We start from the raw sequence: 25,381 nt of genomic DNA on the forward strand, positions 1-25,381 counted from the left end.
TCGAGCGGTCGCCCCTCGGGTCTCCCCGACGGAGCCAGGGGACGTATCGCCAGCCGCGATGGCATTCAATCACTTACCAGCAGTCATGCACGACGCCTTGAGACCATTGTCCGTCACGCCAGTGACACACTCGATGCCGATGGCCAGGAATCACCGCCCCAGTGGACCCCCCGAGAGCGGGGGCAACCGCCCCTCCCCCCGTACGGTCCTGGACCGGCTCGCCACGGGGGCGGGCCGTGCTGCGCGCATCACCCATACGGAGCACCTGCCCCCACGTGCGGGGCGTCATGCAGTCTGGCCCGACCGCATCCGCCCGGAAGTGATCAACGCCATTCAGCGGGCCGGTATCGACCATCCGTGGGCCCACCAGGCGGCCGCCGCCGAGCACGCCCTGGACGGCGAGTCCGTCGTGATCGCCACCGGCACCGCCTCCGGCAAGTCCCTCGCGTACCTCGCCCCCGTACTGACCACCCTCCTCGACGGTTCCGAGGCGCCCAACGGCCGGGGAACGACCGCGCTCTATCTCGCCCCGACGAAGGCGCTCGCCGCCGACCAGCGGCGCGCCGTCAAGGCACTCGCCGCCCCGCTCGGCAATCACGTGCGCCCCGCCGTCTACGACGGTGACACCCCCGTCGAGGAGCGGGAGTGGGTCAGGCAGTACGCCAACTACGTGCTGACCAATCCGGACATGCTGCACCGGGGGATACTCCCGTCCCACCCCCGCTGGGCCTCCTTCCTGCGCGCGCTGCGCTATGTCGTCATCGACGAGTGCCACACCTACCGCGGCGTCTTCGGCTCCCATGTGGCGCAGGTACTGCGGCGACTCCGCCGCGTATGCGCCCGTTACGGAGCGAATCCGGTCTTCCTGCTCGCCTCGGCGACGGCCGCGGAGCCGGCCCAGGCCGCCGGCCGGCTCACCGGTCTGCCCGTCCACGAGGTCGCCGACGACGCCTCACCGCGCGGCGAGCTGGTCTTCGCTCTCTGGGAGCCGCCGCTCACCGAGCTGCACGGCGAGAAGGGCGCCCCCGTCCGCCGTACCGCCACCGCCGAGACCGCCGACCTCCTCACCGACCTGACCGTCCAGGGCGTCCGCACGGTCGCCTTCGTACGCTCCCGGCGCGGCGCCGAACTCATCTCCGTCATCGCCCAGGAACGGCTGGCCGAGGTGGACCGCTCGCTGGCCCGCCGGGTCGCCGCCTACCGAGGCGGCTACCTCCCCGAGGAACGCCGCGCCCTGGAGAACGCCCTGCACTCCGGCGAACTGCTCGGCCTCGCCGCCACCACCGCCCTGGAGCTGGGCATCGACGTCTCGGGCCTGGACGCCGTCGTCATCGCCGGATATCCGGGCACGCGCGCCTCCTTGTGGCAGCAGGCGGGCCGGGCCGGACGCTCCGGGCAGGGAGCGCTGGCCATCCTGGTCGCGCGGGACGATCCGCTGGACACCTTCCTCGTCCACCACCCCGAGGCGCTGTTCCGGCAGCCCGTCGAGTCCACCGTCCTCGACCCCGACAACCCGTATGTCCTCGCCCCCCATCTGTGCGCGGCGGCTGCGGAACTCCCGCTCACCGAAGCCGATCTGACGCTCTTCGGCCCCGCCGTACCCGACCTGCTCCCGCAGCTGGAGACCGCGGGGCTGCTGCGGCGCCGCAACTCCGGCTGGTACTGGACTCGCCGCGAGCGGGCCGCCGACCTCGCCGACATCCGGGGCGAGGGCGGCAGTCCCGTCCAGATCGTCGAGGCGGGGACAGGACGGCTGCTGGGCACGGTCGACGAAGCCGCCTCCCACACCGCCGTCCACGACGGTGCCGTCCACCTCCACCAGGGCCGTACGTACCTGGTGAAGCGGCTCGATCTGGCGGACTCGGTCGCCCTGGTCGAGGAGGCGAACCCGCCGTACTCCACCACCGCCCGCGACACCACCGCCATCTCCGTGCTCGAAACCGACACGGAGATCCCGTGGGGCGAGGGACGCCTCTGCTACGGCTCCGTCGAAGTCACCAACCAGGTGGTCTCCTTTCTGCGCCGCCGGCTCATCACCGGCGAGGTACTGGGCGAGAGCAAACTCGACCTGCCACCACGGACGCTCCGCACCCGGGCCGTGTGGTGGACGGTCACCGAGGACCAGCTCGACCGGGCCCGGGTCAATCCGGAGCAGCTGGGCGGCGCGCTGCACGCCGCCGAGCACGCCTCGATCGGGATGCTGCCGCTCTTCGCGACCTGCGACCGCTGGGACATCGGCGGGGTGTCCGTGCCCCTCCACCCGGACACACTGCTGCCGACGGTCTTCGTGTACGACGGCCATCCCGGCGGCGCGGGCTTCGCGGAGCGGGCCTTCCGGACAGCCCGTGAGTGGCTCACGGCCACGCGCGAGGCGATCGCCTCCTGCGAGTGCGACGCCGGCTGTCCGTCCTGCATCCAGTCCCCGAAGTGCGGCAACGGCAACGACCCCCTGCACAAACGAGGTGCCGTACGACTGCTGACCGAGCTGCTCGGCAACGCCCCCGACGCGGACGTGGTCGCGGACGCGTCCACCGTGGCCTACTAGCCCGCGAGACCTGGCACAGTGCCCGGCGGAGGCACGGGGAGCGGTGGTCCCGCGCGCGCCCTGACCGTCGGGGTGTACGGCCCGAAGGCCGCCCGCGCCGTCACGTCCGCGATCTCACCACTCACCACGCACCGCACCACCTCCGATCCCTGTGCCGCCGCCACCTCGACCGCTCTGCGGCAGGCGTCCGCCGACCCGAGGAGCGCGTGGTCCGCCGCGGCGAGGGCCGCCAGATCGGCCGCCGCGCCCGCCCGGTGCCGGGTGACGACCGCCTGCCCCATGGCGAGCACCAGGGCGAAGACCGCGCACAGCGCCGTCGCCGCCACCGCCGCCCACACCGTCGCCGAACCACGGTCCCGGCTCGTTGCCCTGGCCCTGGCGGCCCCGCCCCTGGCCCGGTCTCCGGCCCGGTCCCCGGTCATGGCGCCGCTCCGGCCGTGTGCGGGCCCCCAGAGCCGTCTCTCGCGGCCTGTACGGGGTCCAGGGCGTCCACCGCGTCCTCCGCCGACGCGACGGCCTCAGCGGTGAGCGTGAGGGCCAGGGCGCCCGGTCCAGGCGTCCTGGCCTCCACCCGCACCCGCCACAGATCGCCTGTACGGCCCAGAGCGACCCTGGCGCCCGCCGGGGCGGCCGAACGGGCGGCGGCCACCGCCGCGGGCCGTGGCTCGGCTCTGGCGGCCGCTCTCGCCCCCGCCCTCGCCGCGTCCACGCACCGGATCTGCGCGGAGGCCGCCATCAGGGCCCAGACGAGGGCCAGGGCGAACACGGCCAGCGCAGGTACCGCCACCGCCGCCTCCGCCGTCACGAACCCCCGGTCGCCGTCACGGACCGGGCGGCGGCCCCGGGCCGGGTGCGTACGGGCCGTCTCAGAACTGCGCATTGAGCGCCCTCCCGATCAACGACTGCAAGGCGCCCACCACGGGCCCGCTCGTGACCACCTTGTAGAGCATCGCCGCGAGCGCGCAGGCGGCGATCGTCCCCACCGCGTACTCGGACGTGGTCATCCCGGCGTCGCCCCGGGCCCCGCGCGGCCGTACCCGCCGCATTCGTCGGATCCTCATCCACATGTCATCTCCCCGTAGAAGCCGTAGCGGCCGTAGAGGCCGTAGAAAGTTGGTCAGTTGCCGTTCAGCAGTCCGCTCGCCAGGCCGATGACCACCGGCGCCACCCCCACCGCCAGGAAGGCGGGGAGGAAGCACAACCCCACCGGGGCCGTGATCAGCACCTGGGCCCGCTGGGCTCTGGCCACCGCTGTCCGGGCTCGTTCCGCCCTGAAGCCCGCGGCCAGCCGCGACACCGGCTCGGCGGCCGGCGCTCCCGTCGATCCCGCCCGTTCGAGACAGCGGGCCAGTCCCGCCGCGCCCGGTATCTCTCCGAACCGCCCCCACGCCTCGGCCGGTTCGCCGCCGAGCCGCAACTCCGCGGCCGTCCGTGCCAGCCGGTCGCCGACGGGGCCGCCCAGCGACTCCCCGACCGCCTCCGCCGCCTCGCGCGGCCCCGCCCCGGCCGCGATGCAGGCGGCCAGCAGATCCGCGGTGAGCGGGAGCTGACGGGCCGCCTCATCGGTACCGGTACGGTCGTCCCGCTTTCTCGTACGCGACCACCTGCGGACCCCGTACGCCCCGGCGAGCCCGACCAGCCAGCCGGCCACCCCGCCGACCATGACCCAGCCGAAGATCACCGCGACGCCCGGCGGACCCCAGCGCCGCGCCCACACCGCAGCCGCCCGGGGCCGTGGCCGCCGCCGTCCGTACGCCACCGCCAACAGGGCCACGAACCGTGCCCGCGCCCGCCGTTCACGCCGCCCGGCCTCCACGGCAAAGGCGAGAGACATCGAGGCCAGACACACCAGGGCCACAGATCCGGTCGCGGTGAGCGCCGTGACGACCGCCCACAGCCTGTGGGTGAACTCCCCCGTCACGGCGCCTCCCCGGTCCGTACGATCCGGGCGGCCCACCACAGGCCCACGCCCTCCAGCAGCCCGCCCACCAGCAGACAGCCGAGCCCGGCCGGGGTGTGCAGCAGGACACGCAGCGGATCCGCGCCCAGGGCCCATCCCAGCGCCAGGCCCACCACGGGAAGCAGCGCCAGCACCACGACTGTCGCCCAGGCGCCCGCCAGCTGGGCTCGTAACCCTTCCCGTTGTTCCCTCTCCGCCCGCAGCGCCGCGTCCAGGCGATCCAGCCCGGCGGCGAGCCCCGCCCCGCCGTCCACAGCGACCCGCCAGCAGGCCGCGAGCCCCATGAGGCCGTCCGCTCCCGGCTCACGCGCCGCCTTCCGCAGGGCGTCGGGGACGTCACCGCCGAACCGCGCGGCCGCCAGCACGGCGCCCTCCGCGCTTCCCAGGCCACCGGTCGATCCCGCGGCGGCCAGCAAGGCCTGGGTGGGTTGCAGACCGGCTCGCAGTTCGCCCGCGGCCGTGCCGCACAGCGCGACGATCCTGTCGGCCCGCAGTTCGCGCGCCTTCCTCCGCTCCCTGCCGCGCAGCCACCGTCCCACCAGCGGCACCGCGAGCGCGCCGCCGAGCAGCGGCAGCACCGACTCGCCCACCAGCGCGAGCAGCACCGCGGGTGCCAGGCAGAGCCACTTCCCGCGCATCCGCCGCGCCCGCTCGCGGGCCCTCGGCAGCCATCGCTCCCACGGCGGCGCCCCCGGCACCGCGGCGACGGACGAGCCCGAGGCCGCGAGCAGCCGTCTGGCCCGGCGCAAGCCCCGCTCCTGGCCGACGGCCAGCCGGACCGCTCCCCCGGCGAACAGCACCGCCGCGAAAGCGGTGACATACATCGTCAGAGCCGTCACGGCGCGCCTCCGACCAGCGCCAGCAGCCGCGGCCAGCCACGGTCGTCCGCGAATCCTCCGGCGCCCCAGCGCAGCGCGGGCACCGGCACCACCAGCCCTGCCGGATCCCGTTCCAGCACATGCACCTCGGCGATCCTCCGGCGCCCGTCACGGTCCCGTACGAGATGGATCACGACCGACAGCGCGGCCGCCAGCTGGCTGTGCAGCGCCGCCCGGTCGAGGCCGGCCGCCGTTCCCAGCGCCTCCAGACGCGCGGGCACGTCCGCCGCCGTATTCGCGTGTACGGTGCCGCAGCCGCCTTCGTGTCCCGTGTTCAGGGCGGCGAGCAGTTCCGTGACCTCGTGCCCCCGGACCTCGCCGACGACCAGCCGGTCCGGCCGCATCCGCAGCGCCTGTCTGACCAGATCCCGCAGCGTTACCAGCCCCGCGCCCTCCTGGTTCGCCGGCCGGCCCTCCAGCCGCACCACATGCGGATGATCGGGCCTCAACTCGGCGGAGTCCTCGGCCAGTACGATCCGCTCGCGCTCGCCGACCAGACCGAGCAGCGTGGACAGGAGCGTGGTCTTTCCCGTGCCCGTACCGCCACTGATCAGGAACGACAGCCGGGACTCGATCAGCGCCCGCAACACCCGCTCCCCGCCCGGCGGTACCGTCCCCGCCGCGGTCAGCTCGGGCAGCGAGAATGCCTTGGGCCGCACCACCCGCAGCGAGAGGCAGGTCGAGCCGACCGCCACCGGCGGCAGCACCGCGTGCATCCGTGTCCCGTCGGGCAGTCGCGCGTCCACCCAGGGTCTGGCGTCATCCAGCCGCCGCCCGGCCACGGCCGCGAGCCGTTGTGCCAGTCGCCGTACGGAGGCGGCGTCGGTGAACGTCACGGCTGTCAGCTCAAGACCGCCGCCCCGGTCCACCCACACCCGGTCGGGCGCGGAGACAAGCACGTCCGTCACCGAGGGGTCGTCGAGAAGCGGCTCCAGAGGGCCCGTCCCCACCAGCTCGCACCGCAACTCCGCCGCGGCGCCGAGCACTTCCGTATCGCCCAGCAGCCGCCCCTGAGCCCGCAGTGCCGCCGCCACCCTGGCCGGTGTCGGGTCCGCCCCGCTCTCCGCGAGCCGCTGCCGTACGGCGTCCAGCAGCCCGTACGCCACCGCGCCGCCGGTCATTCCGGCCGTCGCGCCGCCGCTCATGTCGTCACGCTCCCGTCCCCGGCCCCGGCCAGCGCCCGCTCCCAGAAGGCCGTACAGAACGCGGCGAGCGGTCCTCGCGCCCGGGATCCCGGCGGCGCCCCGCCGTCCTGGGACTCCGACAGACCCGGCTCCAGGGGCAGTTCACCCACCAGGGGCAGCCGGAGCGCGTCGGCGATCCACCGCTCGTCCAGCCCGGCGGCGTACGGACCACGGACCACCACCCGCAGATCCCTGAGGACCATGCCCGCCAGCGAGGCCACCCGGCCGGCCGCGGCGACGGCCCGCAGTTCGGCGGGCACCACCAGCAGTCCCAGATCCAGCTGCGCCAGGGCCTCCGCCACGGCTTCGTCGACGCGCCGGGGAAGATCCACGACCACGACTCCGCCGCGCCTGCGGGCCGCCCCGAGCACCGACCGCATGGCCTCCGGCTGGAGCGTCACCGAATCGCCGCGGTCCCAGCTGAGCACCCGCAGTTGGTGGAGCCGGGGCAGCGACTCCTCCAGCGCGCCGCCCGCGACACGTCCCTTGGAAGCGGCGAAATCCGGCCACCTTCTGCCCTCCGCCTGCTCGCCGCCGAGCACCACATCAAGGCCACCGCCGAGCGGATCGGCGTCGATGAGCATCGTGCGCCGCCCTGCGCGCGCCGCGGTGACGGCCAGGGCGCACGCGAGCGTCGAAGCCCCCGCGCCACCCCGCCCGCCGATCACACCGACGGTGAGCGCGGGCCGACCCACCCCTTCGGCGGCGTCCGCGATCCGGTCGACAAGCCAGCTTTCGGCGTCGGGCAGCCTCAGCACGCAGTCCGCGCCGATCTCCACCGCTCGCCGCCACACACCCGGGTCGTCCTGGTCCCGCCCGACGAGCATCACGTCCCGTCTGCGGGTGGCGCCACGGCACCGCGCCGCCGCGTCATCGCCGACGAGAACCATCGGCGCGTCCTCCCAGCACCCCTTCCGCTCCGGCACCGAATGGTGGACTTGAGGCTCGGCGCCGGCCGCGGCACAGAGCCTCAGCAGATCGTCGAGCAACTCCAGATCCTCGGTCAGAATCAGCGGTCCCGCCCCGCCTCCGCCGCCGATCCGCGAACGATCGGATGTCATGGATCCAGCCACGATCTCCGCCCCCTATCTCTTCTTCGATCCGGCTATCCGCGAGCGCTTCTCTCCGCGATCTCGCAGTGATCCGGTATCCGTGATTCCGGCTTCCGCGAACTTCGCGGCAGGAATCACCGTGCAACGCAACAAGAAATCGTGTGGATCTTGCTTGAAAACTGTGGACAACTCACCAGTTGTGAATATCCCGGTAGCTCATACCAGTGACTTCCGGAGAGCAGTGCATTGGCTACACACGGTGACGGGCATGCTCGCGGAGGCGCCATCGCGCAGAGAGCTTCAGAAAGGGGGACGAGTGGCTTCGACGAGCCAAAAACGCGTCCGGACATGCGACGACCCCCGCCGGGGGGGAGAGCGGGGGTCGTCCCCACGGCCGACTCGGGGGGGGGAGGAGCCGGACCGGGTTAGCACGGTCGCGAACGATCCGTGACTTCCATGGTGTACCCGAGAGCCTTCTCAGGCAAACCCACGCGCCCCAGCTTACGCCGAATGGTGGGCGCATATGCTCGGCCTCGTGGAAAACCACTCCTTGCCGCGTACAGCAGCCTTCTTTGACCTGGACAAGACGGTCATTGCGAAGTCATCGACGTTGACCTTCAGCAAGTCCTTCTACCAAGGCGGCCTGATCAACCGCCGCGCCGTACTGCGCACCGCATACGCGCAGTTCGTCTTCCTCGCCGGAGGAGCAGATCACGATCAGATGGAGCGGATGCGCGAGTATCTCTCCGCGCTCTGCAAGGGCTGGAACGTCCAGCAGGTCAAAGAGATCGTCGCCGAGACACTGCACGATCTCATCGACCCGATCATCTACGACGAGGCGGCGTCCCTCATCGAGGACCATCACACCGCCGGCCGCGATGTGGTGATCGTGTCCACCTCCGGCGCGGAGGTCGTCGAGCCCATCGGCGATCTGCTCGGCGCCGACCGGGTGGTGGCCACCCGGATGGTCGTCGGCGCCGACGGCTGCTTCACGGGCGAGGTGGAGTACTACGCGTACGGGCCGACCAAGGCCGAGGCGATCAAGGCGCTCGCCGCGTCGGAGGGGTACGACCTCTCCCGCTGCTACGCGTACAGCGACTCCTTCACCGACGTACCGATGCTCCAGTCGGTGGGCCACCCGTACGCGGTCAACCCGGACCGCGCGCTGCGCCGGGAGGCGATGGCGCGCGACTGGCCGATTCTCGTCTTCAACCGGCCCGTCCGTCTCAAGCAGCGCCTGCCCGCGTTCTCCATGCCACCCCGGCCGGCCCTGGTCGCGGCGGCAGCGGTGGGCGCGGCCGCCGCGACGGCAGGTCTGGTCTGGTACGCCACCAGGCGACGGCAGTCGACTCTCGCCTGACGCCATCCGGCCCCACGGTCAGCCGGTCGGCCAGGGCACGCAACCCATGACCGTTTTGACATTATTTGAACCCAAAAGTAAAGAAGTCCAACCAGGGGTTTCGTATCCCCGCGGACAGGAGTAGAAAGGAGTCAACGGCCCGCGAGACCAAGGACATCCGAGAGGATCACCTGTTGTACGCACCAGGCCACACGGACCGAGCATGAAAACTGAGCACCCACGCGACGTCGACCCGTCGATTACGGGCCAGCCGCACCAGGTGACGGGCGAAGTACCCGACCTGATGGGCAACATAACGAGGACGCTTGGTAACTCGGTGGACGTGCCAGCGGCGGTGCCAATGAGGCGCCGCCGCAACCCTGTTCAGGCCACTTTCGCCGAGGCCACCGTGCTCTTCGGCGACCAGGCTCAGGCAGCTCCCCGCTGAAGCGCTTCGCACACGGCGGTGGACTCCCGGACTCCCAGCTCCATCGCCCGCCCGCAGTGGGTGATCCACGCGGCCATCCCCTCCTGGGTGCCTGACAGATAGCCATCGAAGGCGGCGGCGTACGCCGAGCGCCCCAGTTCCGCGTGCCCCACCTCCGCCGGACACACCGACTTGGGGTCAAGGCCGCTGCCGATCAGCACTACGCGCTCGGCCGCCCGCGCCACCAGGCCGTTGTACGAGCCGAAGGGGCGCAGCGCCAGCAGCTCGCCGTGCACCACCGCCGAAGTCACCAGGGCGGGCGCCCTGCTCGGCGCGATCACCAGCCGCGACAGCCCCTCCAGTCGTCCGGCCACCTCGTCCGCCGTCGGCAGCGGAGCCTTGTCCAACGGTTCCGGAACATCACACTCGGGCGCCTCCACGACCGGTTCGCCCGCCAGCCGGGGCCGCCCCACGGTCCCGTCCGTGACACCCGCGCCCCCCGCGGCCACCAGATGCAGCCTGGCGAGCACGCGCAGCGGTGACTGCCCCCAGATGGAGAGGAGTTGACCGGCCTCGGCGTTCAGCCGGAGTGCCGCGCCGACCGTACGGGCCTCGGCCTCCGAACCGAAGTCGCTGCGCCGGCGCACTTCTTCGAGCGCCCACTCGGCACCGGACAGTGCCGCGGAACCGCGCGCCGCGCGCAGGGCCGCCTCGGAGGTGACCTCGTTGCTGCGGCGCCGCATCACACGGTGGCCGTAGACGCGGTCGACCGCCTTGCGTACGGAATCCACCGCGTCGGGAACCCCGGGCAAAGAGGCCAGCGCGAGCAGGGGATCCTCCGGCCGGGGCGCGAAGGAGGCGTCAGAGGAAGTCGTACTCATAAGTAGCGAGGCTACGCGTCCGGGCCGCGCACCCCACCTTGGAGTGGTCTTCCTCACTCAACACGCTCACCTTGAGCGAGATTGCCACTACCCTAGGTGAACATGAAGATCGCTTTCGTGGGCAAGGGCGGCAGCGGCAAGACCACGCTGTCCTCGCTCTTCATCCGTCATCTGACCGCCAACGAAGCCACCGTCGTCGCGGTGGACGCCGACATCAATCAGCATCTCGGGGCCGCGCTCGGCCTCGACGAGTCGGAAGCCGCCGCGCTGCCCGCGATGGGTGCGCATCTTCCGCTGATCAAGGACTACCTGCGGGGCAACAACCCGCGGATCCCGTCGGCAGAAGCGATGATCAAGACGACCCCGCCGGGTGAGGGGTCGCGGCTGCTCCGGGTCGGCGAGAACAATCCGGTGTACGACGCGTGCGCCCGGACCGTCCAGTTGGACGACGGCGAGATCCGGCTGATGGCCACCGGTCCCTTCACCGAGTCCGATCTCGGGGTGAGCTGCTACCACTCCAAGGTCGGCGCGGTCGAGTTGTGCCTCAACCATCTGGTCGACGGCCCGGACGAGTATGTGGTGGTCGACATGACGGCGGGCTCGGACTCGTTCGCGTCCGGGATGTTCACCCGGTTCGACATGACGTTCCTGGTGGCGGAGCCGACGCGCAAGGGCGTGTCCGTATACCGCCAGTACAAGGAGTACGCGCGGGACTTCGGCGTCTCGCTGAAGGTCATCGGCAACAAGGTCCAGGGGCAGGACGATCTGGACTTCCTGCGCGAGGAGGTCGGCGACGACCTGCTCATCACGGTGGGCCACTCCGACTGGGTCCGGGCGATGGAGAAGGGCCGGCCGATCCGCTTCGAACTCCTGGAGGCGGACAACCGCTGCGCGCTCCAGACGCTCCAGGACGCGGCGGAGGATTCGTACGAGCACCGCGACTGGGAGCGGTACACGCGGCAGATGGTCCACTTCCACCTCAGGAACGCGGAGAGCTGGGGCAACGCGAAGACGGGCGTCGACCTCGCTACGCAGGTCGACCCCGCCTTCGTCCTCGGCGAAGCACTGGCCGTGCCCCAGCCCTCCTGAAGGGGAACACCGAGGCCGCCCGTCCCCCGTCCCACCGTCGGCGCCGTCAGTGCTCTTCGGAGTGGCCTGCCGGGCGGGCGCCCGGGGACGGGCTCTTGGACGCGGGGGCGGCCGCGAGTGCCGTCCAGCCTCCCTTGGGTGCCTTGCCGACGCCCAGGCCGCGGAATTTGTCCAGGGTCTGCGGGTCCTGTGCGTCCAGCCAGTCGGCGAGCTGGCGGAACGTCACACACCGCACCTCTTTCTTGACGCAGACCGTTTTGATCGTGTCCTCGACGGCGGTCATGTACGTGCCACCGTTCCAGGACTCGAAGTGGTTGCCGATGATCAGCGGCGCGCGGTTCCCGTCATAGGCGCGGTCGAAGGCCTCCAGCAGGCCGTCCCGCATCTGGTTACCCCAGTACGCGTGCTGGGAGGGGTCGCCGTTGACCGTTCCTGACTGGTTGAACATGAAGTTGTAGTCCATCGAGAGCGTCTCGAAATCACGCCCCGGCACCGGGACCAGCTGGAGCGGAATGTCCCAGAGACCGTCCGCCTTCTTCGGCCAGACCTGGTTGCCGATGCCGCTGGAGTCATAGCGGAACCCCATCGTCTTCGCCGCCCGCATCATGTTCTTCTGCCCTTCCAGGCAGGGCGTCCGAGCGCCGATCACTTCCTTGTCGTAGTCGAAGGGGAGCGGGGCCTCTTCCTTCAGGCCCGCGTTGGTCTTCCAGGTCTTCACAAAGGACTTGGCCTGGTTGATCTCGCTCTTCCACTCATCGACGGACCAGGTGCCCACGCCGCCCTCGTTGCCGCAGAAGTGGCCGTTGAAGTGGGTACCGATCTCATTGCCGTCGCGCCAGGCGCCGCGCAGCTCCCGCAAGGTGTCCTTGATGCCCTGTTCGTCATTGAAACCGATGTCCGAGGTGCCGCGACCGTGCTGCGGCGGGTCGTACAGGTCCGCCTTCTCCTCCGGGAGCAGATAGACGCCGCTCAGGAAGTACGTCATCTTCGCGTTGTACTTCTTGGCCACCCCGCGGAAGTGGGAGAAGAGCTTCTGGCTGTCCTCGCCCGCGCCGTCCCAGGAGAACACCACGAACTGGGGTGGCTTCTGGCCCGGCTTCAGCCGCTCCGGCTTCGGCAGATGCGGCTGGGCGCCGGTGAACGCGGTTGAGCCGTCGCCGATGAGATGTGGGGCGTTCTGGGCTCCGGGTGCGCCCTTGGCGCCGTGGGCGCCCTTCGGGGCCTCCTTGTCGCCTCCCGGCGATCCGGAACACCCCCCGAGCCCGACGGCAAGCGCCATGACGGCGGCGCCGAAGCCGATTCTCTTTGTGGCGGCCAGCATCCGCCCACCCTCTTCCCTCAGGTTTCAGTACCGAAGTGCCGAGCGGCGACTGCCGGCACGGCGCCGAGCGCCGACAACGTCGCACCCGGACCGATGAGAAGAAGAAACGACAAGCCGTACAAGATCACTAATCACTCCTCCGGGTGAAGCATTGCCCCATTTGCCCGGAAAGTAATGCCGGAGTCTTTACTCTCCATTACGATCTATTTACCGAGTGTTGAGGAAACACGTCCCGCCACTGCACGCCGTGACCCACGGCCGCGCCCCCACGTACCGCGACCGCGCCGCCCCGGAGGAGACGGGAAATATGACTGCCGCCATCCCCACCCGCACCGCCCCCACCGAGCCCGCGTCCCCGTTGGCGCGCATCTCACGCCTGCGCCGACCGCGCAGACCTCCGCACGACGACCGCGACGACCGTGGCGGCCAAGGAGGGCGCGGAGGACGCCGGTTCCGGATCGCCGGAGCCGACGTATCCGCGTCGATCTCCGTCTTCCTGATCGCGCTGCCGCTCTCCCTCGGCATCGCGCTCGCCACCGGCGCACCGCTCCAGGCGGGCCTGGTGGCCGCCGCGGTCGGCGGTCTGGTCGTCGGCCGGCTGGGCGGGGCCCCGCTTCAGGTCAGCGGCCCCGCCGCCGGGCTCACCGTCGTCACCGCCGATCTGATCCAGCAGTTCGGCTGGCGTGTCACCTGTTTCATCACCATCTGCGCCGGGCTCGCCCAACTCGGCCTCGCGGCGCTCCGGGTGGCCCGCTCGGCGCTCGCCGTCAGCCCGGCGATCGTGCACGGCATGCTCGCCGGCATCGGCGTCACGATCGCGCTCGCCCAGCTCCATATCGTGCTCGGCGGTACGCCGCAGAGCTCCGCCGTCGACAATGTGCGCGGTCTGCCCGCCCAGTTGGCCAATCTGCATCCGGGCGCGCTCTCCGTAAGCCTGCTGACCATCGCCGTACTGCTCGCCTGGCCTCGGATTCCGGGGCGTACGGGCCGGATCGTACGCAAGATCCCGGGCACGCTCGCCGCGGTGGCGATCGCCACGACGCTGGCCGCGCTCGCCGGGATCAGCCTGGAGCGCGTCGATCTGCCCTCCTGGAGCAGTCATGCCCTGCCCGCGCTGCCCGAGGGACCGGTGCTCGGACTGCTCGCGGCCGTTCTCACCGTCACCCTGGTCGGCAGCGTCGAATCACTGCTGTCCGCTGTCGCCGTGGACAAGCTGGCGGCGGCGCGCAAGAAGCCGGGCGTCCATATCCCGCGCGCCCGGCTGGACCGGGAGCTGGCAGGACAGGGGGCGGGGAATGTCGTCTCGGGCGCGCTCGGCGGCCTGCCCATCACGGGCGTCGCCGTCCGCAGCGCCGCCAATGTGGCGTCCGGCGCGGTGAGCCGGCACTCCACCATGCTGCACGGGCTGTGGGTCGCGATCGCGGCCCTGCTGCTGGTGCCCGTGCTGGATCTGATCCCGCTGGCGGCCCTGGCCGCGCTGGTGATGGTCGTCGGGGTCCAGATGGTGAACCTCGTCCATCTGCGCAGTGTGCAGCGGAACCGCGAAATGCTGGTGTACGCGGTGACGCTGGCCGCCGTGGTGTTCACCGGCGTACTGGAAGGCGTGGTGATCGGGATCGCGGTGGCGGTCGCGGTGGCGCTGCACCGGCTCACCAGGACCCGGATCACCGTCGAGGTGCAGGACGGGATCCACCGCGTACGCGCGCGGGGCCAGTTGACGTTCCTCGCCGTGCCGCGGCTCAGCCGGGTGTTGCACCAGGTGCCCTGGGACACGGACTGCGTGGTCGAGCTGGACGGCTCCTTCATGGACCACGCGGCGTTCGAGGCCCTGCACGACTGGCAGATGGCTCATATCGCCCACGGCCGGATGGCCGAGTTCACCGGACGGGCGGGCGGCCGGATCGCCGCGCCGGCCACGGAGTCGCCCACCTGCTGCCCGCCCTGGACACCCTGGCGCAACCACCAATGCGGGGAACACTCCCCCGCGCAGCTCAACGCCTCACAGCGTGGAGAGCAGACGCGCGTCACCCCATCCACAGACGCCGCGTCTTCAGGTGCCCCGCCCACACTCGCCCCGGCCTCAGGTGCCCCGTCCTCAGGTGCCCCGCCCACACACACCTCGTCCCCACACACCTCGTCCACAGCCGACCCGTCCGTACCCGGCCAGCCCGCGTCCGATCCGTCCGCCTCCGACCTCTCCGCGTCCGACCCGTCCGCCTCCGGCCTCTCCGGAACCGCGTGGCCAGGAGCGAAGAAGACCCCTATGTGCCACACACTGTCCACGGGCGCGGCGCGTTCGCCCGGTGTCCGTCAACTGGCCAGCGGGATCAGCTCCTTCCAGCGCAATACGGCCCCACTGGTACGCGGTGAGCTGGCCCGGCTGGCGCGCGAGGGACAGCGGCCCTCGCAGCTCTTCCTCACCTGCGCCGACTCCCGGCTGATCACGAGCATGATCACGTCCAGTGGTCCGGGCGACCTGTTCACCGTGCGGAACGTGGGGAATCTGGTCCCGCTGCCCGGGGCGGACGGCGCGGACGACTCGGTGGCCGCGGCCATCGAGTACGCGGTGGACGTGCTGCGCGTCGAATCCATCACGGTGTGCGGGCATTCGGGATGCGGGGCGATGCAGGCCCTGCTGAACACCCCCGCCGAGGCGGACGGGGAAGGGCCCGGGGCCGGTACCCCGCTTCGGCGCTGGCTGCGCCACGGGCTGCCCAGCCTGGAGCGGATGCAAAGCAGTCAGCACTCCTGGGCCAGGCTCTCCGGGAGGCTGCCCGCCGACGCGGTCGAGCAGCTCTGTCTGACCAATGTCGTCCAGCAGTTGGAGCATCTGCGGGCCCATGAGTCGGTGGCCCGCCGACTGGCCGAGGGCACGCTGGAGTTGCACGGCATGTACTTCCATGTCGGCGAGGCCCAGGCGTATCTGCTGGCGGACGGGGTCGGGACCCGCGATGACTTCAGCGGCGAAGAGGTGTTCAACCGGGTGGCCCCGACCACACTGGAGGAGTCGCGCGCCTGAACCGACCTCGTACCGCATCCGTGAGAGTGTGTGGCCCCCTTCCCCACCACCCCGGGGAGGAGGGCCACTTCTCAGTCGGACGCGGGATGGCGGATCCGGGACCGTGTCCCGGCGGATCCGATCCCCATCACACAGGTCTAAACCAATTTCCGGAAGCCCCTTGTCACCCGGGCATTCGCCTGATGAGCTAGGCCCGGGACACATAGGACGCCCTGGGAAAGGGAGATGTCGTGAGCAACGAAAGCCTGGCCAACCTGCTGAAGGAGGAGACGGGAGTATGAGCGAGCAGTCTTCCCTCTCCAACCTGCTCAAGGAGGACCGGCGGTTCGCACCCCCGGCCGAGCTGGCCGCGCACGCCAATGTGACGGCGACGGCGTACGAGCAGGCCGAGGCGGACAGGCTTGGCTTCTGGGCCGAGCAGGCGAGGCGGCTCACCTGGGTCACCGAGCCGACCGAGACGCTGGACTGGTCGAACCCGCCGTTCGCGAAGTGGTTCGCGGACGGCGAGCTGAATGTCGCCTACAACTGCGTCGATCGCCATGTGGCAGCCGGTAACGGCGACCGCGTGGCCATCCACTTCGAGGGCGAGCCGGGCGACAGCCGCGCGATCACCTACGCGGAGCTGAAGGACGAGGTGTCGCGGGCCGCCAACGCGCTCACCGAGCTGGGGGTGCGCGCGGGCGACCGGGTCGCCGTATACCTGCCGATGATCCCCGAGGCCGCGGTCGCCATGCTGGCCTGCGCCCGGATCGGGGCCGCGCACTCCGTGGTCTTCGGCGGCTTCTCGGCCGACGCCGTCGCCTCCCGTATCCAGGACGCCGACGCCAAGCTGGTGATCACCTCCGACGGTGGCTACCGCCGCGGCAAGCCGAGCGCCCTCAAGCCGGCCATCGACGAGGCCGTGGCCAAGTGCCCGCAGGTCGAGCATGTGCTGGTGGTCCGTCGTACCGGCCAGGACACCGCCTTCGACGACTCCCGTGATGTGTGGTGGCACGACATCGTCGGGCGCCAGTCCCCCGAGCACACCCCCGAGGCGTTCGCCGCGGAGCACCCGCTCTTCATCCTCTACACCTCGGGGACGACGGGTAAGCCCAAGGGCATCCTGCACACCTCGGGCGGCTATCTCACCCAGGCGGCCTACACCCACCACGCCGTCTTCGACCTCAAGCCCGAGACGGACGTGTACTGGTGCACGGCCGACATCGGGTGGGTGACCGGCCACTCGTACATCGTGTACGGGCCGCTCGCCAACGGCGCGACGCAGGTGATGTACGAGGGCACCCCCGACACCCCGCACCAGGGGCGGTTCTGGGAGATCGTGCAGAAGTACGGGGTGACGATCCTCTACACCGCGCCGACCGCGATCCGTACGTTCATGAAGTGGGGCGACGACATCCCCGCGAAGTTCGATCTGACCTCTCTCAGGGTGCTGGGCTCGGTCGGCGAGCCGATCAACCCCGAGGCGTGGATGTGGTACCGCGAGCACATCGGCGCGGGCAAGACCCCGATCGTGGACACCTGGTGGCAGACCGAGACCGGCGCCATGATGATCTCCCCGCTTCCCGGCGTGACGGAGACCAAGCCGGGCTCCGCGCAGCGCGCCCTGCCCGGCATCTCGGCGACCGTCGTGGACGACGAGGCCCGCGAGGTGCCCAACGGGGGCGGCGGCTATCTCGTCCTCACCGAGCCCTGGCCGTCGATGCTGCGGACCATCTGGGGCGACGACCAGCGGTTCATCGACACCTACTGGTCCCGTTTCGAGGGCAAGTACTTCGCCGGGGACGGCGCGAAGAAGGATGACGACGGCGATATCTGGCTGCTGGGGCGGGTGGACGACGTCATGCTCGTCTCCGGCCACAACATCTCGACGACGGAGGTGGAGTCGGCGCTCGTCTCCCACCCCAAGGTCGCCGAGGCCGCCGTGGTCGGTGCCGCGGACGAGACGACCGGCCAGGCCATCGTCGCCTTCGTGATCCTGCGGGGCACGGCCGTCGTCGACGACGGGCTCGTGGCCGAGCTGCGCAACCATGTCGGCACCACGCTCGGGCCGATCGCGAAGCCCAAGCGGATCCTGCCCGTCGCGGAACTGCCCAAGACCCGCTCCGGCAAGATCATGCGGCGCCTGCTGCGGGATATCGCGGAGAACCGCCAGCTCGGTGATGTCACGACGCTCACCGACTCGTCGGTCATGGACCTCATCCAGAGCCAGCTGCCCAGCGCGACCAGCGAGGACTGAGCGCGCGGGCCGGTACGGCGTACAGAACGCGAGCGGGCGGGGCGCCCGGCATCCGATGCCGGGCGCCCCGCTTTGCGCTGCCGTCGCCGCTCGCCCTTGCCCGCTCCTCCTTGCCCACTCCTCCTTGCCCGCTGTCCCTGGCCTCGCTGTCCCTCGCCGCTGTCCCTGGCCCGCCGTCCCTCGCCCGCCGTCTCGCGCCCGCCGTCTCCCGCCCGGCTCCGCTGCGCCCCGGTCGTCGCGTCCAGGTAAAGTAGGCCGCACGTAAATAACACAACAAGATTTTCAAGGTGCGCCGGGAAGTCTGGTCGGCATGTGATGTGTCATACCCGCAGATCGACCGGAGGCCCTTCCCGTGCCTGTGTCCGCGCCCACCCCCACCGGCCGTAAGTTCCTCGGACGCCTCCCGCTGCCCGAACGGAACTATCTCGCGGAGGCGCTGCGCACGGAGACCGTCGGCGGTGTCCTTCTGCTCGTCGCCGCCATCGCCGCCCTCCTCTGGGCGAACACCCCGCTGAGCCACGGCTACGAGGCCGTGCGCGACTTCCACATCGGGCCCTCGGCGCTCGGCCTCGATCTCTCCCTACAGCACTGGGCGGCCGACGGTCTGCTCGCCCTCTTCTTCTTCGTCGCCGGAATCGAGCTGAAGCGCGAACTGGTGGCCGGGGAACTGCGCGATCCCAGGACAGCCGCGCTCCCCGTGATCGCCGCGCTCTGCGGGATGATCGCGCCCGCCCTGGTCTATGTGCTGGTCAACAAGGCCGGCGGCGGGTCTCTGGGCGGCTGGGCCGTGCCCGTCGCCACCGATATCGCCTTCGCGCTCGCCGTGCTCGCGGTGATCGGCACCTCGCTGCCCTCGGCGCTGCGCGCCTTCCTCCTCACCCTCGCGGTCGTCGACGATCTCTTCGCCATCCTGATCATCGCCGTCTTCTTCACCAGCGATCTGAACTTCGCGGCGCTCGGCGGCGCGGTCGCCGGACTCGTCGTCTTCTGGCTGCTGCTGCGCAAGGGCGTACACGGCTGGTACGTGTATGTCCCGCTGGCGCTGGTCGTCTGGGGCCTGATGTACAACAGCGGCGTCCACGCCACCATCGCCGGTGTCGCGATGGGGCTGATGCTGCGCTGCACCAGGCGCGAGGGCGAGGAGCGCTCCCCCGGCGAGCACATCGAGCATCTGGTGCGCCCCCTCTCGGCCGGTCTGGCCGTACCGCTGTTCGCGCTCTTCTCCGCGGGCGTCTCCATATCCGGCGGTGCGCTCGGCAAGGTCTTCACCCAGCCGGAGACCCTCGGCGTCGTGCTGGGTCTGGTCGTCGGCAAGGCGATCGGCATCTTCGGCGGCACCTGGCTGGCAGCGCGCTTCACCAGGGCCGAGCTGAACGAGGACCTGGCCTGGCCCGATGTCTTCGCGCTCGCGTCGCTCGCCGGCATCGGCTTCACCGTCTCGCTGCTCATCGGCGAGCTGGCCTTCTCGACGGACCCCGCGCTCACCGACGAGGTGAAGGCCGCGGTGCTGACCGGCTCGGTCATAGCCGCCATCCTCTCCGGGGTACTGCTGAAGCTGCGGGTCCGCACGTACCGTGCGCTGTACGAGGAAGAGGAGCGGGACGAGGACCGGGACGGCATCCCCGATATTTACGAACAGGACGATCCGGCGTACCACTTGCGCATGGCCGAGCTGTACGAGTCGAAGGCCGCCGAGCACCGTCGGCTGGCGGAACACGCGGGGGCAGCGCGCGGCGACGGCGACAGTCCGGCATGATCGGACAACGGATTCGTAGCCCAGCGGTCCGTAGCCGAGAAGAGCGAGAAGAGGGAGTCACCGATGAGCGACCCCGGCAAGCACGTCGCCGACGCCGTCCGGACCGGCACCGTGATCGAAGCCGCCGCGGGCGACCGCAGTATTGGCCAGCTGGTCGCCTCGGCGACCGCCGAGGTCTCCGCGCTGGTGCACGATGAGATCGCCCTGGCCAAGGCCGAGATCCGACAGGACGTCAAGCGCGGTGTGACGGGCGGAGCCGCCATCACGATCGCGACGGTGTTCGCTCTGTTCTCCCTGCCGGTGCTGAGCTTCGCCGCCGCGTACGGGATCCACAATCTGGGGCTCGGGCTCGCCTGGTCGTTCCTGATCGTGGGCGGAGCGTTTCTGATCCTCGCGGGGCTGCTCGCCGGACTCGCCGTACTGAAATTCAAGAAGGTCAAGCCGCCGGAGAAGTCCATCGCCTCGGCCAAGGAGACGGCGGCGGTACTGCAGAACGTGAAGCCGCATCCCCGCCCGGTCCGGGTGGGCACCAAGTCTGTGGCACGCTCGTCTGCATGACCGCCCCTGAATCCGGCCCCGGCAAGACCTCCGGCACCGCGCCTGACACGGCGCCCGGCACGCCCTCCGGCGGGACCTCAGGAGCGACGCCGGCCTCCGCCGTCCGTCTCGATGGTCCCTGGACCCATCGCGATGTGGCTGCCAATGGTGCGCGCTTCCATATCGCCGAGATGGGCGAGGGGCCGCTGGTATTGCTGCTCCATGGCTTCCCGCAGTTCTGGTGGACCTGGCGCCATCAGCTGTCCGCGCTGGCGGACGCCGGGTACCGCGCGGTGGCCATGGATCTGCGGGGGGTGGGCGGCAGTGACCGTACGCCGCGGGGTTACGACCCCGCCAATCTGGCGCTCGACATCACCGGCGTGGTGCGCTCCCTCGGTGAGCCCGACGCGGCGCTCGTCGGCCATGATCTGGGCGGCTATCTCGCCTGGACGGCGGCCGTGATGCGCCCCAAGCTGGTGCGACGGCTCGCGGTGTCCTCGATGCCGCACCCGCGCCGCTGGCGCTCGGCGATGCTCTCCGACTTCTCACAGAGCCGCGCCGGATCGTATATCTGGGGTTTCCAGCGACCGTGGCTGCCGGAACGTCAGCTCGTGGCCGAGGACGCGGCGCTGGTGGGGCAGCTGATCCGGGACTGGTCCGGTCCCCGGCCGCCCGAGGACGAGTCGATCGAGATCTACCGGCGTGCGATGACCATCCCGTCGACGGCGCACTGCTCGATCGAGCCGTACCGCTGGATGGTGCGGTCGATGGCACGGCCCGACGGCATCCAGTTCAACCGGCGGATGAAGCGCCCGGTGCGGGTGCCCACGCTCCAGTTGCACGGGTCGCTCGACCCGGCGATGCGGACGCGCAGCACCGCGGGGTCGGCGGAGTATGTGGAAGCGCCCTATCGCTGGCGGCTGTTCGATGGTCTGGGACACTTCCCGCACGAGGAGGACCCCGCCGCGTTCTCCGCGGAACTCATCAACTGGCTCAAGGACCCCGAGCCGGACCGCTGAGCCGGACTGAGCCGGACCGCTGAGCCGGACCGCTGAACCGGACCGCGGCCGGCCTGCGGGCGGACTGCGGCGGGCTGCGGGCGGACCGCAGGGCGGCGGCTCACACGGGACGGTGAAGAGCGCCGCGCCGCTCGTCCCGGTTGTCGCCCTTTGAACGCTTGTCCTACGAACAGCCAAATGCCCCGCGCATAGGCCAATTGGCCCACTCCCGCGCGGTTACCGACCATGGGCCAGGGGCACAGGTCGAAGTATGGGCTGGACGCACGACTACGGTGACGCAGCACGCAACCGCCGCTCGGCCTCTGCGCCGATCACCCACAGAAGGGGCGGCCCCGACGAACAGGGCCATGATCCCCGGCTCGGTATTTCCCTGATCCTCCGCCGCAGAGCGCGCTGGGTCTCGGCCCGGCTGCGTCATCAACGTTCCTGAGGCCGAGGGCGCGTCGCGGAGTCCCGCACGGCAGATCCTGCTCCGCCCGGCCCGGCACGCGTGGGCACGGGACGCCTTGGCCCGGCACACGTTCGCCCGGCGCGCATGGGTGGTCCGGCACACGTTGGCCCGTCTCACCGGCCGGACAGGGGTCTGGGCTCCTGTCCGGCCGGACAGGAGCTAGAGGGCGCATCCCTGGGTGTCGACCTGCTGGTTGGCGTTCCGGCCGAGGGCGATGTCGTCGCGGATCTCGTCCGCCGTCAGCGCGTAGCCGGTCTGGGGGTCGTCGAGCGACCTGGCGAAGATCACTCCGTACACCTTGCCCTCGGTGGTGAGGAGCGGGCCTCCGGAGTTGCCCTGGCGCACGGTCGCGAAGAGCGAGTAGACATCGCGCCGGACCTCGCCGCGGCGGTAGATGTCGGGGCCGTTGGCGTCGATGCGGCCACGGACGCGCGCGGAGCGTACGTCGTACGAGCCGTTCTCCGGGAAGCCCGCGACGATCGCGCCGTCGCCGCTGTCCGCGTCCTTGTCGGTGAACTGGAGCGGTTCGGCGGGGAGGTTCGGCACGTCGAGTACGGCGATGTCGCGCTGCCAGTCGTAGAGGACGACCTTGGCGTCGTACAGCCGTCCCTCACCGCCTATCTGGACAGTGGGCTCCTCCACGCCGCCGACCACATGCGCGTTGGTCATCACACGGCGCTCGGCGAAGACGAAGCCGGAGCCTTCGAGGACCTTGCCGCAGCTGGGCGCCGTACCGACGACCTTCACGATCGACTGCCGGGCGCGCGCCGCCACCGGGCTGCCCGCGAGCGCCGGGTCCGGGGCCTGGACCTCGGTGATGGGCTCATTGGCGAACGGGCTGAAGACCTGCGGGAAGCCGTTCTGGGCGAGGACCGACGAGAAGTCCGTGAACCAGCTGGACGCCTGGGGGGGCATCACACGGGAGACCCCGAGCAGCACCTTCGAACCGCGGACCTCCTTGCCGAGCGTCGGCAGCGAGGTCCCGGCGAGGGCGGAGCCGATCAGCCAGGCCACCAGCAGCATGGCGACGACATTGACCAGCGCGCCGCCCGTGGCGTCCAGGGCGCGGGCGGGCGACCACGTGATGTAGCGGCGCAGCTTGTTACCGAGGTGGGTGGTGAAGGCCTGGCCGACAGAGGCACAGACGATCACTATGACGATCGCGACGACGGCGGCCGTGGTGGAGACCTCGGAGTCCGCGGTCATCTCGGCCCAGACCACGGGCAGCAGATAGACCGCCACAAGACCGCCGCCGAGGAAGCCGATCACGGACAGGATGCCCACCACGAAACCCTGGCGGTAGCCGACGACCGCGAACCATACGGCGGCGAGCAGCAGCAGGATGTCCAGCACGTTCACCGTCAATAGCCTCGCTTGCCTCGCGGATACGTCTCCGGTCGCCCCGCCCGGTCGGCGGGTGACCCCGCCCGACGGTCGCCACGAGGGCTCCGGCGGCCCTCGCGGCCGGTGGCGGAGCCGCCGCGGTCAGGGACCTCCAAAGGGCGGAGCATGGGGGTCAGCCTGTCATGCACGCCAGTCCAGCGGGACCTGCTTCGAGCGGTCCCAGGGCTGCTCCCAGCCCGCGAAATACAGGATCCGGTCGATCACTCCGGCCGTAAAGCCCCAGACCAGGGCAGATGCGACCAGAAAGGCGGGCCCCCGGTAACCGCTGGGGTGGCGGGCGGTCGCGCGGTTGGCAGGGTCCGTGAGATCCGCCACGGGGACGGTGAAGACCCGGGCGGTCTCGCCGGGGTCGACGACACCGACGGGGGTGGGGGTGCGCCACCAGCCGAGCACGGGGGTCACGACGAACTCGCTCACCGGGATGTACAGCTTGGGCAGCACGCCGAAGAGCTGGACCCCGGACGGATCGAGACCGGTCTCCTCCTCGGCCTCGCGCAGCGCCGCCCGCAGCGGTCCCGTGGTGGCCGGGTCGCCGTCCTCGGGGTCGAGGGAACCTCCGGGGAAGGCGGGCTGTCCGGGATGCGAGCGCAGGCTGCTGGCGCGTTCCATGAGCAGCAGCTCGGGGCCCCGGGGACCTTCGCCGAAGAGGATCAGGACGGCGGACTGCCGGCCGCCGCCGCTCTCGGGCGGCAGAAAGCGGCTGAGCTCCTCCGGCGCGACGGTCCGTGAGGCGCGCATGACGGGCGTCAGCCAGTCGGGCAGCCCTTCGGTGGTGACGGCGACCCCGGTCGTGGCCGGGTCGCCGTAGGTCTCTCCGGCTCGGTGCGCCTCTCCTGCTTGATACGACTCTTTGCCTTGGTACGTCTCTGTGCCTCGGTACGTCTCCTTGCCTCGGTACGTCTCTTTGCCTCGGTAGGTCTCTTCAGACCGGCAGGTCTCGTCAGACCGGTAGGTCTCTTCAGCTCGCGTCATAGGCACCCCTGTCGGACAACGCCTGCCGTCGGCCGGATCGTTCCGCCCTCATCCGGCTCCACTCGTTCGTGCCTGCTGGTCCGGCACTTCATACGGCGCGGGCCGCTCGGCTATTCAACGCGCGCCGGGGCCGCTTTCCCCGGGTAGTCGGCGGGCGGGCTCAGACGCTGGCCCGGGTAGCCGCCCATCTCGTACTTCAGCAGCTTGCGCGCCTTCTCCGGGTCGGTCTCGCCCTCTCCGTACGAGGGGCAGAGATGCGCGATCGGACAGGCGCCGCAGGCCGGCTTCCGGGAGTGGCAGATTCGGCGGCCGTGGAAGATCACCCGGTGCGAGAGCATCGTCCACTCGCTCTTGGGGAAGATCGCGGCGATCTCCGCCTCGACCTTCTCCGGGTCCTCCTGCTCCGTCCACTTCCAGCGGCGGACCAGCCGGCCGAAGTGGGTGTCGACCGTGAGGCCGGGGACGCCGAAGGCATTGCCGAGGACGACGTTCGCCGTCTTGCGGCCCACGCCGGGCAGCGATACCAGGTCCTCCAGCCGGCCCGGGACCTCGCCGCCGAACTGGTCACGCAGGGCGGTGGACAGGCCGATGAGCGATTTCGCCTTGGCACGGAAGAAGCCCGTCGGACGGATGGCCTCTTCCAGCTCCTCCGGCACGGCCGCGGCCATGTCCTCGGGGGTCGGGTACTTCGCGAAGACCGCGGGCGTCGTCTGGTTGACCCGCAGGTCGGTCGTCTGGGCGGACAGGACCGTCGCCACCAGCAGCTCGAACGGGTTCCGGAAATCCAGCTCGGGATGGGCGTACGGATAGACCTCGGCCAGCTCGCGGTTTATCCGGCGGGCCCGGCGGACCATCGCCAGATGCGATTCCGGCTTGGCGGCGGGCTTGCCGACGGACTCGGTCGTCGGCTTGGCGGCGGACTTGGCCGTGGGCTTGGCTGCGGACTTGGCAGGCTTGGCCGTCCGCTTGGTGGCGGACTTGGCCGTCGGCTTGGCGGCGGACTTGGCTGTCCGCTTGGCGGGCTTGGCGGTCGGCTCGGCGGACGTACCGGTCGGCTCGGCGACCACCGCATCGTCCGCCGGGGCCTTGACCGGCTTGACCGTTGACCCTTTTGCGGCTTTTTTCCGTTTCACTGAAGGCTGTTCGCCCACAGCGGAATTCTGTTCCGCGGACACTCTTACAGCCCCCTTGGCCTGCGCTGTCACCGGCGAGTTGGACACCCGGCCAGCGTAAAGCCCCGCACCGACATCCGCCCCGGCGACGGCCGATCGCCACCCGAATCGGCACCCGGGGCACAGTTGGGCACGCACG

At 70.8% G+C, this 25,381-nt stretch carries 21 protein-coding genes; 9 read left to right on the top strand and 12 right to left on the bottom strand.

The window, feature by feature from the left end; all coding sequences use genetic code 11:
* The first annotated feature begins 58 nt into the window (after positions 1–58).
* The gene (locus ACIOGX_RS11445) at positions 59–2,545 is read left to right on the top strand and encodes a DEAD/DEAH box helicase (protein WP_356515374.1); all 2,487 of its coding nucleotides are present in this window, start codon (positions 59–61) and stop codon (positions 2,543–2,545) included.
* On the opposite strand, the gene ACIOGX_RS11450 is transcribed toward ACIOGX_RS11445, so the two are convergent.
* Genes ACIOGX_RS11450 through ssd form a run of 7 tightly spaced genes read right to left on the bottom strand, consistent with a single transcriptional unit; the run spans position 2,542 to position 7,628 of the window.
* On the bottom strand, positions 2,542–2,967 hold the full coding sequence (locus ACIOGX_RS11450; protein ID WP_356515372.1) for an Rv3654c family TadE-like protein: 426 nt from the start codon (positions 2,965–2,967) through the stop codon (positions 2,542–2,544). The genes ACIOGX_RS11445 and ACIOGX_RS11450 overlap by 4 nt on opposite strands.
* The gene (locus ACIOGX_RS11455; protein WP_401912239.1) at positions 2,964–3,425 is read right to left on the bottom strand and encodes a TadE family type IV pilus minor pilin; all 462 of its coding nucleotides are present in this window, start codon (positions 3,423–3,425) and stop codon (positions 2,964–2,966) included. The genes ACIOGX_RS11450 and ACIOGX_RS11455 overlap by 4 nt, the downstream gene beginning before the upstream one ends.
* Entirely contained in the window at positions 3,412–3,612 is a 201-nt protein-coding gene (locus ACIOGX_RS11460; RefSeq protein WP_401763787.1) for a DUF4244 domain-containing protein, read from the bottom strand. Before ACIOGX_RS11460 ends, ACIOGX_RS11455 begins: the two co-directional genes overlap by 14 nt.
* 50 nt (positions 3,613–3,662) lie before the next feature.
* Positions 3,663–4,466 (bottom strand): type II secretion system F family protein, encoded by an 804-nt coding sequence (locus tag ACIOGX_RS11465; RefSeq protein WP_401912242.1) that lies wholly within the window; start codon positions 4,464–4,466, stop codon positions 3,663–3,665.
* Positions 4,463–5,329, bottom strand: a complete 867-nt coding sequence (locus ACIOGX_RS11470; protein ID WP_401913359.1) for a type II secretion system F family protein — start codon at positions 5,327–5,329, stop codon at positions 4,463–4,465. Before ACIOGX_RS11470 ends, ACIOGX_RS11465 begins: the two co-directional genes overlap by 4 nt.
* Before the next feature lie 11 nt (positions 5,330–5,340).
* Positions 5,341–6,528 (bottom strand): TadA family conjugal transfer-associated ATPase, encoded by a 1,188-nt coding sequence (locus tag ACIOGX_RS11475; RefSeq protein ID WP_356515366.1) that lies wholly within the window; start codon positions 6,526–6,528, stop codon positions 5,341–5,343.
* Entirely contained in the window at positions 6,525–7,628 is a 1,104-nt protein-coding gene (gene ssd, locus ACIOGX_RS11480) for a septum site-determining protein Ssd (RefSeq protein ID WP_356515364.1), read from the bottom strand. Before ssd ends, ACIOGX_RS11475 begins: the two co-directional genes overlap by 4 nt.
* 514 nt (positions 7,629–8,142) lie before the next feature.
* Between ssd and ACIOGX_RS11485 the strand changes: the two genes are divergently transcribed.
* Positions 8,143–8,979, top strand: coding sequence for an HAD-IB family hydrolase (locus ACIOGX_RS11485; RefSeq protein WP_356515362.1), 837 nt, complete (start codon positions 8,143–8,145; stop codon positions 8,977–8,979).
* A 408-nt stretch (positions 8,980–9,387) separates the two neighbouring features.
* Here the strand turns inward: ACIOGX_RS11485 and ACIOGX_RS11490 are convergent, their stop codons facing one another.
* Positions 9,388–10,266: an oxidoreductase gene (locus tag ACIOGX_RS11490; RefSeq protein WP_401912246.1), complete on the bottom strand. Its 879-nt coding sequence runs from the start codon at positions 10,264–10,266 to the stop codon at positions 9,388–9,390.
* Between the two features lie 102 nt (positions 10,267–10,368).
* Here ACIOGX_RS11490 and ACIOGX_RS11495 point away from each other — a divergent pair, with 102 nt between their 5' ends.
* A complete protein-coding gene (locus tag ACIOGX_RS11495; protein ID WP_383961663.1) occupies positions 10,369–11,355 on the top strand; it encodes an ATP-binding protein in 987 nt (328 codons plus the stop codon).
* A gap of 46 nt (positions 11,356–11,401) precedes the next feature.
* On the opposite strand, the gene ACIOGX_RS11500 is transcribed toward ACIOGX_RS11495, so the two are convergent.
* Positions 11,402–12,676 carry a hypothetical protein gene (locus ACIOGX_RS11500; protein ID WP_356515356.1) on the bottom strand — a complete coding sequence of 425 codons (1,275 nt, stop codon included), beginning with the start codon at positions 12,674–12,676 and terminating at the stop codon, positions 11,402–11,404.
* A gap of 307 nt (positions 12,677–12,983) precedes the next feature.
* Between ACIOGX_RS11500 and ACIOGX_RS11505 the strand changes: the two genes are divergently transcribed.
* The 6 genes from ACIOGX_RS11505 to ACIOGX_RS11530 all read left to right on the top strand — a co-directional run bounded on the left by ACIOGX_RS11505 (position 12,984) and on the right by ACIOGX_RS11530 (position 21,673).
* Positions 12,984–15,695 carry a SulP family inorganic anion transporter gene (locus ACIOGX_RS11505; RefSeq protein ID WP_401912249.1) on the top strand — a complete coding sequence of 904 codons (2,712 nt, stop codon included), beginning with the start codon at positions 12,984–12,986 and terminating at the stop codon, positions 15,693–15,695.
* A 277-nt stretch (positions 15,696–15,972) separates the two neighbouring features.
* Positions 15,973–17,931 (top strand): acetate--CoA ligase, encoded by a 1,959-nt coding sequence (acs, locus tag ACIOGX_RS11510; protein ID WP_356515352.1) that lies wholly within the window; start codon positions 15,973–15,975, stop codon positions 17,929–17,931.
* A gap of 358 nt (positions 17,932–18,289) precedes the next feature.
* Positions 18,290–19,687: a Na+/H+ antiporter NhaA gene (gene nhaA / locus ACIOGX_RS11515; protein ID WP_356515590.1), complete on the top strand. Its 1,398-nt coding sequence runs from the start codon at positions 18,290–18,292 to the stop codon at positions 19,685–19,687.
* Between the two features lie 63 nt (positions 19,688–19,750).
* On the top strand, positions 19,751–20,245 hold the full coding sequence (locus ACIOGX_RS11520; protein WP_356515350.1) for a phage holin family protein: 495 nt from the start codon (positions 19,751–19,753) through the stop codon (positions 20,243–20,245).
* Positions 20,242–21,243 carry an alpha/beta hydrolase gene (locus tag ACIOGX_RS11525; RefSeq protein ID WP_356515348.1) on the top strand — a complete coding sequence of 334 codons (1,002 nt, stop codon included), beginning with the start codon at positions 20,242–20,244 and terminating at the stop codon, positions 21,241–21,243. Before ACIOGX_RS11520 ends, ACIOGX_RS11525 begins: the two co-directional genes overlap by 4 nt.
* A gap of 250 nt (positions 21,244–21,493) precedes the next feature.
* Positions 21,494–21,673, top strand: coding sequence for a hypothetical protein (locus tag ACIOGX_RS11530; RefSeq protein ID WP_129766731.1), 180 nt, complete (start codon positions 21,494–21,496; stop codon positions 21,671–21,673).
* Positions 21,674–21,853: 180 nt separating this feature from the next.
* On the opposite strand, the gene ACIOGX_RS11535 is transcribed toward ACIOGX_RS11530, so the two are convergent.
* From ACIOGX_RS11535 to nth, 3 genes are all read right to left on the bottom strand, one after another.
* Positions 21,854–23,053 (bottom strand): MarP family serine protease, encoded by a 1,200-nt coding sequence (locus ACIOGX_RS11535; RefSeq protein ID WP_356515346.1) that lies wholly within the window; start codon positions 23,051–23,053, stop codon positions 21,854–21,856.
* A 165-nt stretch (positions 23,054–23,218) separates the two neighbouring features.
* Complete coding sequence (locus tag ACIOGX_RS11540; protein ID WP_401912255.1) at positions 23,219–24,070, bottom strand: NUDIX hydrolase; 852 nt, start codon at positions 24,068–24,070, stop codon at positions 23,219–23,221.
* 110 nt (positions 24,071–24,180) lie between these two features.
* Positions 24,181–25,137: an endonuclease III gene (nth, locus tag ACIOGX_RS11545; RefSeq protein WP_401912258.1), complete on the bottom strand. Its 957-nt coding sequence runs from the start codon at positions 25,135–25,137 to the stop codon at positions 24,181–24,183.
* Positions 25,138–25,381: the final 244 nt, after the last annotated feature.

Origin of the sequence: Streptomyces sp. NPDC088147, from assembly GCF_044741565.1 — a bacterium.
Taxonomy (GTDB): domain Bacteria; phylum Actinomycetota; class Actinomycetes; order Streptomycetales; family Streptomycetaceae; genus Streptomyces.

Coding starts and splice junctions, on each gene's coding strand:
- ACIOGX_RS11460 (WP_401763787.1), bottom strand. CDS start 3,612: ATGTGGATGAGGATCCGACGAATGCGGCGGGTACGGCCGCGCGGGGCC.
- ACIOGX_RS11525 (WP_356515348.1), top strand. CDS start 20,242: ATGACCGCCCCTGAATCCGGCCCCGGCAAGACCTCCGGCACCGCGCCT.
- ACIOGX_RS11530 (WP_129766731.1), top strand. CDS start 21,494: ATGGGCTGGACGCACGACTACGGTGACGCAGCACGCAACCGCCGCTCG.
- ACIOGX_RS11475 (WP_356515366.1), bottom strand. CDS start 6,528: ATGAGCGGCGGCGCGACGGCCGGAATGACCGGCGGCGCGGTGGCGTAC.
- ACIOGX_RS11540 (WP_401912255.1), bottom strand. CDS start 24,070: ATGACGCGAGCTGAAGAGACCTACCGGTCTGACGAGACCTGCCGGTCT.
- ACIOGX_RS11505 (WP_401912249.1), top strand. CDS start 12,984: ATGACTGCCGCCATCCCCACCCGCACCGCCCCCACCGAGCCCGCGTCC.
- acs (WP_356515352.1), top strand. CDS start 15,973: ATGAGCGAGCAGTCTTCCCTCTCCAACCTGCTCAAGGAGGACCGGCGG.
- ACIOGX_RS11455 (WP_401912239.1), bottom strand. CDS start 3,425: ATGCGCAGTTCTGAGACGGCCCGTACGCACCCGGCCCGGGGCCGCCGC.
- ACIOGX_RS11470 (WP_401913359.1), bottom strand. CDS start 5,329: ATGTATGTCACCGCTTTCGCGGCGGTGCTGTTCGCCGGGGGAGCGGTC.
- ACIOGX_RS11485 (WP_356515362.1), top strand. CDS start 8,143: ATGCTCGGCCTCGTGGAAAACCACTCCTTGCCGCGTACAGCAGCCTTC.
- ssd (WP_356515364.1), bottom strand. CDS start 7,628: ATGACATCCGATCGTTCGCGGATCGGCGGCGGAGGCGGGGCGGGACCG.
- ACIOGX_RS11495 (WP_383961663.1), top strand. CDS start 10,369: ATGAAGATCGCTTTCGTGGGCAAGGGCGGCAGCGGCAAGACCACGCTG.
- ACIOGX_RS11445 (WP_356515374.1), top strand. CDS start 59: ATGGCATTCAATCACTTACCAGCAGTCATGCACGACGCCTTGAGACCA.
- ACIOGX_RS11490 (WP_401912246.1), bottom strand. CDS start 10,266: ATGAGTACGACTTCCTCTGACGCCTCCTTCGCGCCCCGGCCGGAGGAT.
- ACIOGX_RS11520 (WP_356515350.1), top strand. CDS start 19,751: ATGAGCGACCCCGGCAAGCACGTCGCCGACGCCGTCCGGACCGGCACC.
- ACIOGX_RS11500 (WP_356515356.1), bottom strand. CDS start 12,676: ATGCTGGCCGCCACAAAGAGAATCGGCTTCGGCGCCGCCGTCATGGCG.
- ACIOGX_RS11450 (WP_356515372.1), bottom strand. CDS start 2,967: ATGACCGGGGACCGGGCCGGAGACCGGGCCAGGGGCGGGGCCGCCAGG.